We start from the raw sequence: 15,039 nt of genomic DNA, 5'->3' as shown, positions 1-15,039 counted from the left end.
TTTCATATGGATTTCGATCAAATAAAACAATATCAACTTGGTTTCTTGACTTTGGAGATTTTGCTGGCGATGGCGATTATGATTATCGCGTTGTCCGGCGCGATTTTAATGTTGTTCGGCGGGCAAAGCTTGGCCGCGGATTCTCGGCTAAGTTCGGAAGCGCTCAATTACGCGCAAAAATTGCTTGAAAAACGGCGCGCATTGGGATTAAAAGATTTCCGGCTTGTAAATTCCTCAAGCGAGGCGGAAGGAATTTTTAACGGGAAAGTTAAAGTTTCCAGTCATTCTCCGTTCGTTAAAAATGTGATCATTGAAGTTGAGTGGGGTATGGCCGGCCGGCCGCAAAAAGTTGGATTGGAAACTTTGATTGCCGACTATAATGGCACGGCCGGCAACGACACTTGCGATTCAAACTTATCCGGCGACTGGGCGCATCCGCAAGTTAAAGAGTTTGATTTTTTTGAATTAACCGGCGTCGCGTCAAGCACGATCAGCGACATTGACGCGTACAAAAGCAAACTTTATGTAACTGCGGGCGGCAGCGCCACCTCAACCGATCCGACATTTTTTATTTTTGATATTTCTAATCCCGAAGATATAAAATTCAAAGAAAAAATTGATAATAATTCCAACAATAAAGGCGGGCTGAACGCGGTTGCGGTAAATGGCGATTATGCCTATGTTGCCAATAGTAGTTCGGATAATCAGTTGCAGATTTTTAATCTTAAAAAATTTCCCATTGAATCGCCGGAGAAATACAATATTGAAAATGTTAACGGGGGCAAAGGCAACAGCATTTTTTATGATAACGGTTATATTTATCTTGGGTTGACTTCAACAAGCAATAATACTCCCGAATTTTATATTATTGATGTTAAAAACGTTTCAAGCACGATGGCGGTCAGCCATTGGCCGTCGGGCGGCAGTTTAGGGCACGATATAAACAGTATCTATGTTAAAGGAAAATATGTTTATCTGGCGCATCCTACCGATGCGGATGGAAGCGGCGGTTGCCCGCAAGAACAACTGACGGTTTTGGATATTTCAAATCCGGCTGATTCGCATTTGCGGCGGGTCGGCGGTTTCTACGATGACGGTATGGCGGGTAATGGCAAAAGTTTGTATTTGATCGGCGATATGCTCTATCTTGGCAAAACAAACAGCCATATTTCAGGGCCACCCGACACGATACCCGAATTTTACATTTTGGATAATGCCAGTCCTGAAAATTTAAAAATTAATAATTCTGCTTCTCCGCGGCCATATGCCAAAGAAATTAACAGCAGCGTTGACGGAATAATCGTTCGTGATTATTTGGCATTTTTGCTTACAAAAACAAATTTTCAAATTTTGAAAATCGATGATTTGCCAAATATTTTCAATTGGGGGTCGGCGGCAATCAACGCCGCCAGCGGCGAATTTTTTGAACCGTCTTTTGATTGCGAAGGCAATTATTTTTTTATAGGTTCAAACAACGGCGGTAAAAGTTACATATCGGTGATCACGGCAAAATGAAAAATCAACTTGGTTTCACTTTAATCGAAGTTTTGATATATTTGGCGCTTATCGGATTGTTGTTTTCGGGTTTGTTTGTTTCCGCTTTCGCGATCATTGAAAATACCGGACGCAACGACACGCAGATTATGATTTTGGAGGAAGGGAATTTTTTATTGGCGAAAATCGAACGGAAAGCGAATTCCACTTCCACGGTTTTTGGTGTTGAAAGCGGGTATTTGAAAATTAACGGAGTTCCTCTTAATAATTCAAGCACGCGGCTGGCCAACTTGGAATTTGCCAGTTCAACCGACGGGGGATTGGTAACGGCAAGTTTCAGTTTGAGCGCGAAAACCGATTCGGGGAAGGATTATTCGCAGGATTTTTCAACGGTTTATTCTTCGCCCAAATGAAACGCTTTAATCTTAAAAATGAAAAAGGTTTCGTCGCGCTGATTTCCACGGTGGTGATTTCCGCGGTTTTATTGGTTGCCGCCGCATCCGTATCGCGCGCGGCTTTTTGGGCAAGATTTGATCTGTTGGCGCGAGAAAATAAAAAGATCAGCGCCGCGCGCGCGGAAGGATGCGTTCAAGCCGCGCTGTTGAGAATCGTTCGTAACGAAAATGTCGATGTTTCGGAAAAATGTGAAAATCTTGAAATAAGCATAGATGATCCCTATACGATAACCGCAACCGCGAATTGGAAAAATTCCCGCACGAATTTGAGAGTGACCGCGAAGCTGGAAAACAACAAAATTACGATTAACGATTGGCGCGAATTTTAATTTGCGTTTTCACAAAGGTCGAAAAAACAAGCGCAGTCAATAATGTAAATAACAAAAAATAAAATAAAAAAATTATGCAAAAACAAAAAAAGGAAACCGCGAATGCCGGTTTTACTTTGATCGAAATTCTGGTGGCGATCGGGTTGATCGCTTTGTTGGCGGCCGTTGTCATTGTCGCCATAAATCCGGCTCGCCAATTCGCCCAAGGCCGCGACACTCAAAGAACGAGCAACTTGAATTCAATTTTGAATGCCGTTGGCCAGCGCATAGCCGACAACAAAGGTGTTTTTGAGGGAACTTTCAAGGGGGGCGACGGCGTTGATTATGTTTGCGGTTTATTGCCGGCAACGACGACATTGATTGTCGCCGATATGGCGTCCGGCACGACAACGGTATCGGCCGCTCTTAAATGTTTGACGCCGACTTATATTCAGGCTTTGCCTGTTGATCCGAGCGGGAAATACACGGGTATAAATACCGGATATTCAATTTATAAAGATTCCGGCTCCGGCAGAATCCATGTTATCGCCACGGAAACCGAGCCCAATATTTCCCGGACGGCAATTTTGGAAATTGTTCGGTAGGTTTTGGGGCATATTATATCGGCGAATAAATCCGGAAGGATTAAAAACAAATTCAGCCTGATCGCGAAAGTTCGCCGCGGCCGTGAAAACTCCCTGTCAAAAGGGAGTTTTTCGCGATAGTCACGAGGCGGGCATTATCGCCGGGCGGGTTATCGTCTAAAAAATTACAGCCATTTTTTATAACGGAAAAAGAAGAGCATGGCGGCGAGAGTGGCGATCATAATGAGCATGATAAAGAAAAAATCAAGATTGGTATAATGGAAGGGAAGGAAAACGGTATTCATGCCCCAGATGCTGGCCAGGAGGGTGAGCGGCATAAAGATTACCGAAAAAAGCGTGAGTACTTTGATCACCTCGTTCATTTTCACCGTAACCAGAATATGGTTGGTTTCTTCCAGCGCCTCGATGGTTTCTTTGGCGCTTTTCAAGGTGTTTTCGATACGGCGGTGCGCGCGGTGCAGGATTACGAAATAATGCCGGCAATCCGGGCCGTAAAAATTGACGCCGGAAACGCGCAGAGATTCAAAGATCATCCGCTGGGGTTCCACGATGCGCCAAAAATCAAGCACTTTCATTTTAAGGCTGGAGATCGCGGCCACCATTTCGCGCTCTTGCCCGGTGAATATCCGGGCTTCAAGATCATCGATCTCTTTGGTCGTTTCGTTGATCTTGGCCAGGATATCTTTCAGGAAAATGTTGAGGATCGAAAACAGGATATAACCGGCGCTGTTCATATAGTCGGCGCGCCGGCCGCCGGCGTTGCGGTAGTTGTCAAAAACCCGGCGCAGGGGAGCAATCTCATCCTGGCGGCTGGTTATCAAAAAGTTCTGGCCGGCGATGAAATCGAACTCGCGGATATTGATTTCTCCCTTTTCGTTATAATGCGGGTAGTGCAGGATGATAAAAAGATAATTTTTAAACGAGTCCAAGTCCGGATAATGGATGGCCGGAATGATGGCGCTGGCGGTCAGCGGATGGATTTTGAACTTATCCTTCAAATACTGAATGTCCTCATCTTTCGGTTCGATGATATCCACCCAGGTGAAATTATTATTGTTGATTGTCTGCCGCATTGTTTTATGTCGGGCTTATCCCGGATTATACATTTCCATCCTACATTGCTTTGCTCGCCACCGCAACCCGCATAGTTTTCTTGCATAGTTTCCCGTTAAGTTTCCCATTTCCCCGATTTTTGTAATGATAAATCATATCTTCTCCGGCGATGCCAAAGCGGAATTGAACGATGATTTCAACATCGGTCCGGCGGATCAAAAAATTCAAGGATGTTTGGCGATTATTAAAATTTAATTATCTTGAATTACGAAACGCTTTGCATTTGGGGTCTATCCCTTGCGTAATCGCAAGGGTTAGACCCCTCCAGGGTATCTGAATTTAATGGTTTCGTATTATTTAACCAAAGGTGTTGACCGCCAAGAATTGCTGGAGATTGATTTTGACGGCGTAAAAGTTTTAACGCCTTCATGAGCGGATGAAGTGATTACAAAATTAGCGCAAGAATTTTCAAACATTAAACTGCTTAACACGCAAAATTCCACGGTGCAGGCAACATTAAAAACTCTGCGCGAATACTCCGATCTAAAAATTTAAAGAAGGCCTGTCCTCACCCGAATTTGTCCAAATAAATCAAAAAAACAACATTCTCATATTCTCAAGAATGTGAGAATGTCCGTTAACTGATGTTCCGGTGTTCCGCAGAATACCGGAATAATTTTAAAAGATACGATAAAATAGGGAGGACAGTGAGGGGATTGACAAAATGAAAAATTATTTTAATGTCAAGATTAGTTCAGGATAGTTCTTTTCAGGTGTTGATTTGAATGGGAAAATCGAATTTAGATGTGGTCATTGAATCTTTTAAAGATTCAACTGAGCCCGCAAATGAAAAATATCAAGAATGGTTGGCGGGTGGCGGAAAGAAAACAATTGAGAGAAACACGAAATGGCTTTATTTTATTTTTGGCTGTTTCGCAGCAATCATATCTCTTGTCTTCATTGATTTCATCAGAAATGATGGAATTGGCCAATTGCCATTATGGTTTTATGTTGGTAGTTCGTTGACTGGCATTGTGACCATTTTGTTGTTTGTAAGAGGTCTCCGCATGGAAGCCAAAAGAAAAAAATTGGTAAGAGCTCGAAATAAAGAGCTCTATAGAAGGTGATTTGAATGGCGGGAAAAGGGGAAAGCATAGAGGAAATGGATACTTTTGCCAAGTGGGCGGAGTTTTTGTCTGGGGCTTCGGGGCTTGGACAGCAGCGGAAATACAAAATTGAAGAGAACAAGGAAAAGATAGAGGGTCCGTATCAAGAAGGTGGCGAGAGATATTGGATTAAATTGTTTTATTCCAAAGAGAGAGTCGCTGATGATGTAGAAATTCCTTACCATGGAGAAAATTTTGTTGGATTCTGCGCCAAGCCGAAGCGATGGCATCACGAGTATGGATTGGTGGTGTCGCAAAAAAAGAAAATAATTCGTCAATTCAATGGCGAAGCTGAGTCGTGCGGGCGTTCATTTGTTGATAAAAAGGATGGATTGGATAGGGGCGAATTTTTGGTTCTTTGGGAAAAAATAAAATCCCGGTGTTGAGAATGTAAGTGGATTGAAATATTCACTTTTTCTTTTAAATTGGTGATTATCACTCGGGGGGCTTGACTGATAATTTGGGGGTGATAGAATGGGAGTATAAAGATTAGAGTGTGCGATGAAAAATGAAACGCGTGGTTTGGGCGGGCGCGAATTCGTTGAGGATTGACCTCTCAAAAGCCGAGGTCAAACCTCCACAAATTCGCTTTCAGCTTATGCGATTATGCAGATATCCGAGCGGCAGAAAAATATATTGGACACGATTATCAGGGAATATGTGGAATCGGCGCGGCCGGTGTCTTCGATGTATCTGGGGGAAAAGTATGATTTCGGGATTTGTCCGGCGTCGATTCGCATTGAAATGCAAAAGTTGACCGATGACGGGTTTTTGGAACAGCCGCACACTTCGGCCGGGCGGGTGCCCACCGATAAGGGCTACCGGCTTTTCGTGAACGATTTATTGAAAAGCGAAAACCAAATGGAAGTTCGGGAATTGGATTTTGAACCCGGAAAAAGCATTGAGGATGAATTTGAAGATGTTTTCAAGCTGGCCAATTCGCTCACGCGCAGTTTGGCGCAGGCATCGTCGTCGCTGGTGCTGGGTTATTTGCGGCAGGAAGATGTTATTTGGAAAGAGGGCTGGGAAGATTTGCTGCAGAATCCGGAATTCGAGGACAAGGCCGCCATTGAGAATTTCATCAATTATTTGGGTTATTTGGAGGACGATGTCAAATCCCGAGGCTCGGAAGCCAAGTTGGATATTCACATCGGCGGCGAAAACCATTTTTCCAAAGCCGGAGATTTCAGCGCCATAACCTTTTCGCTCCAGCCGGTCGAACAGGAAGAAGTTATCCTGTCGATTGTGGGGCCCAAAAGAATGGCCTATGAGAAAAATATCGCGCTGACCAATGAAGTGTTGAAACTGTTTAACGAAATTTAAAATTGAAAAATCAAAAATCAAAATGACAGTGCAAAGTTTAAAAATTCAAGAATTCAGCATTTTTAATTGTCATTTTCCATTTTGATCTTTGCATTTTCAATTAAAAAAGATGGCAGACCAAGAACAAGAAAATAAATTAACCGAGCTCGATGAATGTAAAAAACAATGCGAGGTTAATTTAAGCGGTTGGAAGCGCGCCGCCGCGGATTTTATCAATTACAAAAAAGATGAATCCGAGCGGGCGCAAGAATTGATGCGCTACGCCAAAGAAAGCTTTTTGGAAACGATTTTGCCGATTCTGGATAATATGAATTTGATCGTCGGCAAAATGCCGCCGGAATTATTGGAAGATGCCAATGTGAAGGGTTTAATGATGGTTAAAACCCAGTTGGAAGATTTTTTGAAAGCCAACGGCGCCCAAGCCATTGATTCTCTGGGCAAGAATTTTGATCCGGCTTTGCACGAAGTTATCCAAGCCGTGGAAGCCGAGGGTAAAGAATCGGGAATCATCATCGAAGAAGTTGAAAAAGGATATATGGTCAACGGCCGATTATTGCGGCCGGCAAAGGTTAAAGTGGTAAAATAAATTTAAAATTGAAAAATCAAAAATCAAAATGACAGTGCAAAGTTTAAAAATTCAAGAATTCAACATTTTTAATTTTTAATTGTCATTTTCCATTTTGATCTTTACATTTTCAATTAACAAAAATACTATGGCAAAAACAGTTGGTATTGATTTGGGGACGACATTATCCGAAGTGGCGGCCATCGTTAACGGCGAGCCCAAAATTTTGGAAAACAAGGAAGGATCGCGTTTGACGCCGTCGGTGGTGGCAATGACAAAAACCGGCGAGCGGCTGGTCGGAGTGTTGGCAAAGCGCCAGCAGATTACCAATCCCAAAAACACTTTGTTTTCGGTAAAGCGGTTTATCGGCCGAAGATTTTCCGATCCGGAAGTTCAGCGCGATTTGAAATTATTGCCCTATGAGATCCGCGAGCGGGCCGAAGACGGCGGAGTGGAAGTGAAAATGGACGATAAATGGTACGCGGCGCCGGAAATCTCGGCAATGGTTTTGCAGAAATTGAAGCAGGATGCCGAGGCGAAATTGGGCGAGCCGGTAACCGACGCAATCATCACCGTACCGGCCTATTTTGACGATTCGCAGCGCAAGGCCACCAAGCTGGCGGGCGAGATCGCGGGGTTCAATGTGAAACGCATCATCAACGAGCCGACCGCGGCCGCCTTGGCTTACGGTTTGACCAAAAAGAAAAACGAGCAGGTGCTGGTCTATGATTTCGGCGGCGGAACTTTTGATATTTCGATCCTGGATATTTCCGAGGATACCGTGGAAGTGAAAGGCACCGGCGGGGATACGCATTTGGGCGGCGATGATGTCGACCAAAGAATAATGGACTGGTTGGTTAATGAATACAAAAAGGACAATGGCGTCGATTTGTCAAAAGACGATTTGGCGCTGCAACGCTTGAAAGAAGCGGGAGAGAAAGCCAAGATTGAACTTTCGACGGCGATGGAGACCGAGATTAATCTGCCGTTTATTACCAGCGACGCGGCCGGACCGAAACATTTATATTACAAATTGACTCGCGCGAAATTGGAAGATTTGGTGCGCGATTTGATCGAGAAGTCGATGACTTTGGTGCGCCAAGCCTTGGATGACGCCAAACTTTCTCCCAAGGATATCGAAGAGATTGTTTTGGTGGGCGGCCAGACGCGCATGCCGATAATTCAAGCAGAAGTGAAAAATTTTTTCGGCAAGGAAGCGAATAAGTCAATCAATCCCGACGAAGTGGTGGCGATTGGCGCGGCCGTTGAAGCCGGAATCCTGCAGGGCGAAGTGAAGGATGTCCTGTTGTTGGATGTGACGCCGCTTTCTTTGGGAATTGAAACTATGGGCGGGGTGAACACGGTTTTAATATCCAAAAATACCACGGTGCCGACGGCGAAGTCGCAAGTGTTTTCAACCGCGTCGGACAATCAGACCTCGGTGGAAATTCATGTTTTGCAGGGCGAGCGGCCGATGAGCGCGGATAACAAATCTTTGGGCCAGTTTATTCTGGACGGCATTATGCCGGCGCCCCGCGGAATTCCGCAGGTTGAAGTTACCTTTGATATTGACGCCAATGGTATTTTGAGCGTAACCGCCAAGGATAAAGCGACCAATAAAACGCAAACTATCCGCATTGAAGGATCAACCGGTATTTCCAAAGAAGAGGTGGAACGGATGAAACGCGAGGCCGAGGCTAACGCCGAAAGCGACAAGAAAAAACAAGAGGTGATCGCCAGCCGCAATCTGGCCGATAATCTGATTTATACCGCGGAAAAGGCGATGCGCGACGCGGGCGAAAAGCTTTCGGACGACGCAAGGAAAGGCATTGTCGAAAAGATCGAGAACTTGAAAAAAATTAAAGATGGGGATAGCATAGAAGATATTAAGGCAAAGACCGACGACTTGTCGCAAACGCTTTCCAAAGCCGGCGCGCAATTATACCAACAGCCGGGATCGCAAGGCGGCCAGTCGGAACAACAGGGATCGCAAGGCGGCCAGTCGAATGACGGCGCCGGCAAGGATGCCGGTCCGCAGGAAGGCGAGTTTAAAGAAAAACAATAATTGAGTTTGAGTGAGTCCGCTTCACTGCGGTGAGGCGGACTTTAACATTCAATCCAAAAAATGAGCAAAGATTATTACAAAATTTTGGGGGTTGAAAAAACCGCGAGCGCCGACGATATCAAAAAAGCGTATCGTAATTTGGCGCACAAGTACCATCCGGACAAAGGCGGCGACGCGGAAAAGTTCAAGGAAATAAACGAAGCCTACCAGATATTGTCGGACAAAGACAAGCGCACCCAGTACGATCAATATGGCAATGCGTTCACGGGACAGCCGGGCGGCGGAGGTTTTGGCGGTTTTGGCGGCGGCGCTTCGCAGGACGGCTGGTTTTGGGGCAGGCCGGGCGCGGATTTCGATGTGCAATTCGAGGATTTGGGCGATATGATGGAAGAAATGTTCGGATTCGGCCATCCGGGCAAAAAACGCCGCGATCCCAAAAAGGGCAAAGACATCCGTTTGGACATAGAGATTTCTTTGGAAGAAGCGTTTTTTGGCGCGGAAAAAGAATTTGTGGTGTCAAAGAACAATGTTTGCCCGCGGTGTACCGGATCGGGCGCCGAACCGGGAACCAAAATCAAAGAGTGTTTTTCCTGCCGCGGCACCGGTCAGGTCCAGCAGATCAAGAAAACTTTCATGGGGTCATTCACCAAATATGTTATTTGTCCGGAGTGCGCGGGCGAAGGCTATCGGCCCGAGAAGCCGTGCAATGTTTGCAAAGGCGAAGGCCGGGTGAAGAACGATGAAAAAATCAAAGTATCAATTCCGACCGGGGTTGACAACAACCAGGTAATTAAGATAGAACAAAGAGGTGAGGCTGGGAGAAGAGGCGGGAAATCCGGCGATGTTTATGTGCGGATATTCGTCAAAGCCCATCCGGTGTTTGACCGGAAAGGCGATGATCTGTATGTGGCGGAAAATATCACTATGGCGCAAGCGGCCTTGGGCGGAGAGATTGAATTGCCGACCATTGAGGGCAAAAACATATTGTTGAAAGTGCCTGCCGGCACCGAATCGGGAAAAGTCTTCCGGGTTTCCGGCAAAGGCGTTACTCGATTTTCCGGTTATGGCCGCGGCAATATGTATGCCCGGATCAATGTGGAAATTCCCAAAAAATTAAATCGCAAACAAAAAGAACTGTTGGAACAGTTGAGAAACGAAGGTTTATAGTATCTCGTTTGAAAATTAGAAATTGAAAATTTTCCCCCGCCCTCAAGCGGGGAAGAGTTTGCCCCCATAACTCAATGGTAGAGTAGCTGCCTTTTAAGCAGTTTGTTGCAGGTTCGAGCCCTGCTGGGGGCACACGCGCCAAAAAACCGGAATAACTTCCGGTTTTTTAATTCTTTTTATACCCCGTCAGCTTGCTGCGGGGAATAAAAAGAATGAGGATTCCTTAGTAATCGGAAGTAATCTTCGAGGAAACATCCTCTGGTTGCGGCGGGGTTAATACCCCGACGCAAGAACCCAATTTATTTTCAATTGTCAATTTTCAAACAAATGACAATGGGAGTGAATTTTAATTCTCGATGCGGAATCTTTCCAGCATTTTTGCGGAGGTGCCCGCGTTGACCAATTTTTCGAGTTCGGCCAGATCGCCGGATTTTGCGGCCAAACGCGCTTTGGTGGATGACATATTTTCAAACTCTTTTCGGCTCAAGATGTAATGGTAATGCCGGACGCCGTAGTTTTCGCAATTATAAAGTATGACGCTGTTTTCGTATTTGATGTCATTGTCGTTGCGGATACCGCGGATCATTATGGTCGTTACCGAGTTGTCTCTATTTGCTAGAAACTCGTCGAGAGTGACGACATCAATGTTTTTCCCAAGGTCGTAACTTTTCCACATTTTTTTGCATTCCTTCGGGTCGAACGGCATTTTGCCTTCTTTGACCGGATTGACCGAGCAAATAACGGTTATCTTTCCAAAAACCGCCACCGCTTCTTTGGCAACGGCGATATGTCCGTAATGCGGCGGACAAAAAGTGCCCGGATAGATATACATTGGTTCCATAGGTGGATATTAGCAGAAAATTCGTTTTTTTGAAGACATCTTGAAGATTTTTCCGAAAAGGAGTAGGATAAAGAAGATAAGAAATATATAAGAAATATAATAGTATTATATTTTTTTTGCCTGAAAACAAAAGATTATGAATAAAAAAATAGCCGAAAAGCCGGGGATTGTCGTCGTTTCTTTGGGGGGTTCCATCGTGTATCCGTACGCCGAAGCAAGTTTAAACGGCTTGGATGTTTCGTTTTTGCGCGAGTTCCGCCAATTTATTCTTAAACACGCGAAAAAAGGCAAAAGGTTTATTATTGTGGTGGGCGGAGGTAAACCCTGCCGGATGTACCAGAAGGCCGCCCGCGAAGTTTTGGGCGAAAAAAAGAACAACCTTGATCTTGACTGGATCGGCATTCAGGCAACCAAAACCAACGCGTTGTTTATGGCCAAAATTTTGAAAGAAGTTTCTTTCCCGCGAATCCTTGACCATGAACCCGGAAGAAAAGAAATCAACGCGTTTTTAAAAAGCAATAAAAAGGTTTTGATGGTCTCCGGCTGGCAGCCGGGATGGTCGACCGATTACGACGCGATCCAGTGCGCCAGATTATTCAACCAGCCGGAAGTGATTATCGCCGGCGACGCGCCCTATGTGTGCGACAAGGATCCGCGCAAATTTTCCGACGCCAAGCCGATAATGGATTTGACATGGAGCGAGTATCAAAAATTGATTCCGGCGAAATGGATTCCCGGATTATCTTCGCCGGTTGATCCGGCCGGAGCCAAGGTGGCGAAGAAAATCAATCTTACCGCCAAACTTATTCGAGGCACGGATTTCGACAATTTCCAAAAAGCGATCGACGGCGAACCGTTTGACGGAAGCGTGATCCATAAATAGAAATTCGCGATGGTCAAAACAGAATCCGATCTTCCCGAAGAATACCAAACCGGCCGCGCGATATTTCTCGGATGCAAGATTGATCTTTCCATGCGCGTGTTGATTCCGCGGCCCGAAACCGAATTTTGGACTGCCGCGGCAATCAAGGATTTGGAAAATTTAAAGAAAGAGAATCTTCGGATTCTGGATATTTTTTCCGGTTCGGGCTGTATCGGCGTTGCGGCGGCGAAAAAGTTGCCGGCCGCGAATGTCGATTTGTCCGATATTGATTCTCGCGCCGTTTGGCAGATAAAAATCAATCTTGAAATCAACGGTATCGATAAAAATCGCGTTAATATCTTTAAATCCGATATTTTCAACGACATCCCTGCAGGAAACACATACGATGCCATTTTGGCCAATCCGCCCTACATTGATCCGGCCAGAATCGGCGAGGTGCAAAAATCGGTCCTTGATTATGAACCGCGTACCGCGCTTTTTTCCGGCGCCGGGGGAACGGACACAATCGATAAATTTTTAAAAGAGGCCAAAAATTTTTTGAAAGTTCGCGGTTTCATCTATATGGAATTCGACAAATCGCAAGCGAACGCGGTCAAAAAGATGGTTGAAGCCGGCGGATATTCGTCAGCGGAGTTTTTTAACGATCAGTTCGGCGAATTGCGTTTTGTAAAAATCATAAAATGAAAAAAATAATTCTTGTCGAAAGCGAACCTGTCCAGATCAATCTTTATCGCCGAATGTTTGAGCATGCGGATTTTGAAGTCGAGCTGGCTTCAAGCAAGGACGAGATGCTTGAAGAGTTGCGCCAGATCCGCAACGGCAATTCGAGCAAACCCGATTTGGTGGTTTTGGATTTTATGCTTGTCGATGGCCACGGAATCGAGATATTAAAGGCGATGAAAAAGAATTTCATCACGCGCGGCATCCCGGTGTTCGCGGTTACCAATTACCAGAATCCCGATCTTGACCGCCAGATAAATCATTTGGGTATAAAACCCGAGAAATATCTCATCAAGGCGCATTATAATCCGGCGGAACTGCTGGAGATAATGAATGATTATTTCGAAAACAGCCATCGAGTTGGGACAACGCTTTCATAAATCAATCTTGGAAACCGCGGCAATCCCGCGGTTTTTTGATATTTGCCCCTGTGGAAAAACACCCCGATTTAGCTTTATTTTCCTTGGATTTGACAATGGGATTGAATGGGACTAAAGTAGGTATAGGTGTTAAAAAGTGGTAAGAAGTGGAAACGAGTGGTAAGATGGATTTACGGGAAATATATGGAAGCCGTTTGTGAAAGCTTCCTTAAATGAAATGTTTATTGGCGAGTATTCATATTCAATCGACGACAAGAAAAGATTGGCCGTGCCGCCGAAATTTCGCCGGCAATTAAAAAAAGGGGGAGTGATCACCCGCGGTTTGGATAATTGCCTTTTTCTCTATTCCAGCGGCGAATGGGAAAAGCTGGCCCGAAAATTGAGCGAAATGCCGTTGTCGCGCGCCGACGCCCGGGGATTTTCGCGGATAATGCTTTCGGGGGCGATGGAAGTCGAATTTGACAATCTGGGCCGGATTTTAGTTCCTGATTATTTAAAAGATTACGCGCAGCTGAAAAAGAAAGTGGTGGTGGCCGGGCTGTACAGCCGCATTGAAATCTGGGACGAGGATATTTGGAAGTCGTACAAAAAAGTTACGGAAAAAGAAGCCGGAAATATCGCGGAGAGGCTGAATGAATTAGGCGTTTGAATAATTTTCAATTTTCAATTTTCAATGAATTTTCAATTTATCAATGTAACAAACGGAATGCGCACTTGAATTTTGTTTGAAACATTGGAACATTGTGCCATTTATTGAAAATTGGAGTTTTAAAGTGCACATACCTGTTTTATTGAAAGAAACGATCAAGGCGCTGGATCCCAAGCCCGGTGAAAATTTTATTGATTGCACATTTGGCTTTGGCGGGCACAGTTTGGCGATATTGGAAATGACCGCGCCGGACGGGATTGTGCTGGGGATTGAATGGGACGACCGGAGTCTGGATAGCCTGCCTGCCGAAATCCGACAAAACAAAAGGCTGATAATCGAAAACGATTCTTACGCGAATGTCGAGGCGATTGTTAAAAAGCATAATTTTAATAAAATCGGCGGAATATTATTTGATTTGGGGATGTCGTCGTGGCATCTGGATGAAAGCCGAAAGGGTTTCAGTTTTTCAAAAGACGAGCTGCTTGATATGAGGTATTCCTCGGGAGGAACAACCGCGGCTGAAATTATTAACAAATATCCGGTGCCGGATTTAGAGAGAATTTTTAAAGATTACGGCCAGGAAGGGAACGCCGGAAAAATTGTCGAAACGATCGAGAAAGCCAGATCGCGAAAACCGATCGAAACGACGCGCCAGCTGGCGGCTTTGATCGAAAAAATCCCCGGGCCGCCGCGGAAAAGGCCGGGATTGGCAAGGATTTTCCAAGCATTGCGAATTGAAGTTAACCGCGAGTTTGAGAATGTCGAAAAGGGGATCGGCGATGGTTTCAATCTCTTGGAAGATGGCGGCAGGATGGCGGTAGTTTCGTTCCACTCGCTTGAAGACGGGATTGTGAAACGAAAATTCGTCGAATTGGCAAAATCGGGCCGCGCGAAGTTGATATTTAAAAAGCCGGTCGTGGCAAGCAGACAAGAAATTTCAAAAAACCCTCGGGCGCGCTCGGCAAAATTGCGGGCGATAATGAAAACAGTTTAATCATTTTAAAGACATATACATTATGAACAGACAATCGCGATCCCGCGCGAAAAGGGAAACAAAAAGTTTTTGGATGGTCGCGTCGTTGGCGGTGTTTTCTTTGTTGGCGGGCGCGGTTTTGCAGATTAACGCGAATATCCATCAGAACTCATTGTTGGGAGATTCGAAAAAGCGGATCGCGGCGCTATCTTCGGAGAATGATATTCTCGAAGCCAAGCTTTCCCAATCAAATTCTCTGGAAAATTTCAACCAATATGAGATCGCGCAGGCCGGAAATTACGAAAAAGTTGATGTGGCCGGCATTCGGTATGTCCAAGCGCCCAAGGAACAGTTTGCAAGAAGATAAATCAGATGCCGACAACTTATTATAT

The 15,039-nt window shown here is 45.1% G+C and carries 18 protein-coding genes and 1 tRNA gene; 17 read left to right on the top strand and 2 right to left on the bottom strand.

Translation table 11 applies throughout. The features are described 5' to 3' along the window. Positions 1-6 precede the first annotated feature (6 nt). The 4 genes from L7H18_03455 to L7H18_03440 all read left to right on the top strand — a co-directional run bounded on the left by L7H18_03455 (position 7) and on the right by L7H18_03440 (position 2,862). Positions 7-1,515: a hypothetical protein gene (locus L7H18_03455; protein UMX47482.1), complete on the top strand. Its 1,509-nt coding sequence runs from the start codon at positions 7-9 to the stop codon at positions 1,513-1,515. Next, positions 1,512-1,907, top strand: a complete 396-nt coding sequence (locus tag L7H18_03450; GenBank protein UMX47481.1) for a prepilin-type N-terminal cleavage/methylation domain-containing protein — start codon at positions 1,512-1,514, stop codon at positions 1,905-1,907. The genes L7H18_03455 and L7H18_03450 overlap by 4 nt, the downstream gene beginning before the upstream one ends. After that, entirely contained in the window at positions 1,904-2,278 is a 375-nt protein-coding gene (locus L7H18_03445) for a hypothetical protein (GenBank protein ID UMX47480.1), read from the top strand. Before L7H18_03450 ends, L7H18_03445 begins: the two co-directional genes overlap by 4 nt. 74 nt (positions 2,279-2,352) lie before the next feature. Further along, on the top strand, positions 2,353-2,862 hold the full coding sequence (locus tag L7H18_03440; GenBank protein ID UMX47479.1) for a type II secretion system GspH family protein: 510 nt from the start codon (positions 2,353-2,355) through the stop codon (positions 2,860-2,862). A gap of 164 nt (positions 2,863-3,026) precedes the next feature. Here L7H18_03440 and L7H18_03435 read toward each other — a convergent pair whose 3' ends face one another. Next, a complete protein-coding gene (locus L7H18_03435; GenBank protein UMX47478.1) occupies positions 3,027-3,935 on the bottom strand; it encodes a magnesium transporter CorA family protein in 909 nt (302 codons plus the stop codon). A gap of 765 nt (positions 3,936-4,700) precedes the next feature. Between L7H18_03435 and L7H18_03430 the strand changes: the two genes are divergently transcribed. The 7 genes from L7H18_03430 (at position 4,701) to L7H18_03400 (ending at position 10,333) form a co-directional block, all read left to right on the top strand. Next, a complete protein-coding gene (locus tag L7H18_03430; protein UMX47477.1) occupies positions 4,701-5,042 on the top strand; it encodes a hypothetical protein in 342 nt (113 codons plus the stop codon). A 5-nt stretch (positions 5,043-5,047) separates the two neighbouring features. Then, entirely contained in the window at positions 5,048-5,467 is a 420-nt protein-coding gene (locus L7H18_03425) for a hypothetical protein (GenBank protein ID UMX47476.1), read from the top strand. A gap of 220 nt (positions 5,468-5,687) precedes the next feature. Beyond that, positions 5,688-6,404, top strand: a complete 717-nt coding sequence (locus L7H18_03420; GenBank protein ID UMX47475.1) for a hypothetical protein — start codon at positions 5,688-5,690, stop codon at positions 6,402-6,404. A 109-nt stretch (positions 6,405-6,513) separates the two neighbouring features. Next, positions 6,514-6,990, top strand: coding sequence for a nucleotide exchange factor GrpE (locus L7H18_03415; protein ID UMX47474.1), 477 nt, complete (start codon positions 6,514-6,516; stop codon positions 6,988-6,990). Positions 6,991-7,117: 127 nt separating this feature from the next. After that, on the top strand, positions 7,118-9,034 hold the full coding sequence (gene dnaK / locus L7H18_03410; protein ID UMX47473.1) for a molecular chaperone DnaK: 1,917 nt from the start codon (positions 7,118-7,120) through the stop codon (positions 9,032-9,034). A gap of 60 nt (positions 9,035-9,094) precedes the next feature. Then, positions 9,095-10,201, top strand: a complete 1,107-nt coding sequence (dnaJ, locus tag L7H18_03405) for a molecular chaperone DnaJ (protein UMX47472.1) — start codon at positions 9,095-9,097, stop codon at positions 10,199-10,201. 60 nt (positions 10,202-10,261) lie between these two features. Further along, a tRNA-Lys gene (locus tag L7H18_03400) sits at positions 10,262-10,333 on the top strand. Between the two features lie 214 nt (positions 10,334-10,547). On the opposite strand, the gene L7H18_03395 is transcribed toward L7H18_03400, so the two are convergent. Further along, positions 10,548-11,042 carry an adenylyltransferase/cytidyltransferase family protein gene (locus L7H18_03395; GenBank protein ID UMX47471.1) on the bottom strand — a complete coding sequence of 165 codons (495 nt, stop codon included), beginning with the start codon at positions 11,040-11,042 and terminating at the stop codon, positions 10,548-10,550. Positions 11,043-11,178: 136 nt separating this feature from the next. Here L7H18_03395 and L7H18_03390 point away from each other — a divergent pair, with 136 nt between their 5' ends. The 6 genes from L7H18_03390 to L7H18_03365 all read left to right on the top strand — a co-directional run bounded on the left by L7H18_03390 (position 11,179) and on the right by L7H18_03365 (position 15,014). Then, entirely contained in the window at positions 11,179-11,925 is a 747-nt protein-coding gene (locus tag L7H18_03390) for a hypothetical protein (protein UMX47470.1), read from the top strand. A 9-nt stretch (positions 11,926-11,934) separates the two neighbouring features. Further along, on the top strand, positions 11,935-12,609 hold the full coding sequence (locus tag L7H18_03385) for a HemK family protein methyltransferase (GenBank protein UMX47469.1): 675 nt from the start codon (positions 11,935-11,937) through the stop codon (positions 12,607-12,609). Then, positions 12,606-13,025 (top strand): response regulator, encoded by a 420-nt coding sequence (locus L7H18_03380; protein ID UMX47468.1) that lies wholly within the window; start codon positions 12,606-12,608, stop codon positions 13,023-13,025. The genes L7H18_03385 and L7H18_03380 overlap by 4 nt, the downstream gene beginning before the upstream one ends. Before the next feature lie 217 nt (positions 13,026-13,242). Continuing rightward, the gene (mraZ, locus tag L7H18_03375) at positions 13,243-13,674 is read left to right on the top strand and encodes a division/cell wall cluster transcriptional repressor MraZ (protein UMX47467.1); all 432 of its coding nucleotides are present in this window, start codon (positions 13,243-13,245) and stop codon (positions 13,672-13,674) included. A gap of 94 nt (positions 13,675-13,768) precedes the next feature. Next, positions 13,769-14,668, top strand: coding sequence for a 16S rRNA (cytosine(1402)-N(4))-methyltransferase RsmH (gene rsmH, locus L7H18_03370; protein UMX47466.1), 900 nt, complete (start codon positions 13,769-13,771; stop codon positions 14,666-14,668). Between the two features lie 22 nt (positions 14,669-14,690). Next, complete coding sequence (locus L7H18_03365) at positions 14,691-15,014, top strand: hypothetical protein (protein UMX47465.1); 324 nt, start codon at positions 14,691-14,693, stop codon at positions 15,012-15,014. Positions 15,015-15,039 lie beyond the last annotated feature (25 nt).

The organism is Candidatus Nealsonbacteria bacterium DGGOD1a, from assembly GCA_022530585.1.
Lineage (GTDB): Bacteria > Patescibacteriota > Minisyncoccia > Minisyncoccales > UBA5738 > UBA5738.
Note: the sequence above shows the minus strand (reverse complement) of the source record. Positions and strands in the feature narration are given on the sequence as shown.

What these genes read in the sequence shown, in the direction of transcription:
- L7H18_03455 (UMX47482.1), top strand. Translation starts at nt 7, where the DNA reads ATGGATTTCGATCAAATAAAACAATATCAACTTGGTTTCTTGACTTTG.
- L7H18_03450 (UMX47481.1), top strand. Translation starts at nt 1,512, where the DNA reads ATGAAAAATCAACTTGGTTTCACTTTAATCGAAGTTTTGATATATTTG.
- L7H18_03445 (UMX47480.1), top strand. Translation starts at nt 1,904, where the DNA reads ATGAAACGCTTTAATCTTAAAAATGAAAAAGGTTTCGTCGCGCTGATT.
- L7H18_03440 (UMX47479.1), top strand. Translation starts at nt 2,353, where the DNA reads ATGCAAAAACAAAAAAAGGAAACCGCGAATGCCGGTTTTACTTTGATC.
- L7H18_03435 (UMX47478.1), bottom strand. Translation starts at nt 3,935, where the DNA reads ATGCGGCAGACAATCAACAATAATAATTTCACCTGGGTGGATATCATC.
- L7H18_03430 (UMX47477.1), top strand. Translation starts at nt 4,701, where the DNA reads ATGGGAAAATCGAATTTAGATGTGGTCATTGAATCTTTTAAAGATTCA.
- L7H18_03425 (UMX47476.1), top strand. Translation starts at nt 5,048, where the DNA reads ATGGCGGGAAAAGGGGAAAGCATAGAGGAAATGGATACTTTTGCCAAG.
- L7H18_03420 (UMX47475.1), top strand. Translation starts at nt 5,688, where the DNA reads ATGCAGATATCCGAGCGGCAGAAAAATATATTGGACACGATTATCAGG.
- L7H18_03415 (UMX47474.1), top strand. Translation starts at nt 6,514, where the DNA reads ATGGCAGACCAAGAACAAGAAAATAAATTAACCGAGCTCGATGAATGT.
- dnaK (UMX47473.1), top strand. Translation starts at nt 7,118, where the DNA reads ATGGCAAAAACAGTTGGTATTGATTTGGGGACGACATTATCCGAAGTG.
- dnaJ (UMX47472.1), top strand. Translation starts at nt 9,095, where the DNA reads ATGAGCAAAGATTATTACAAAATTTTGGGGGTTGAAAAAACCGCGAGC.
- L7H18_03395 (UMX47471.1), bottom strand. Translation starts at nt 11,042, where the DNA reads ATGGAACCAATGTATATCTATCCGGGCACTTTTTGTCCGCCGCATTAC.
- L7H18_03390 (UMX47470.1), top strand. Translation starts at nt 11,179, where the DNA reads ATGAATAAAAAAATAGCCGAAAAGCCGGGGATTGTCGTCGTTTCTTTG.
- L7H18_03385 (UMX47469.1), top strand. Translation starts at nt 11,935, where the DNA reads ATGGTCAAAACAGAATCCGATCTTCCCGAAGAATACCAAACCGGCCGC.
- L7H18_03380 (UMX47468.1), top strand. Translation starts at nt 12,606, where the DNA reads ATGAAAAAAATAATTCTTGTCGAAAGCGAACCTGTCCAGATCAATCTT.
- mraZ (UMX47467.1), top strand. Translation starts at nt 13,243, where the DNA reads ATGTTTATTGGCGAGTATTCATATTCAATCGACGACAAGAAAAGATTG.
- L7H18_03365 (UMX47465.1), top strand. Translation starts at nt 14,691, where the DNA reads ATGAACAGACAATCGCGATCCCGCGCGAAAAGGGAAACAAAAAGTTTT.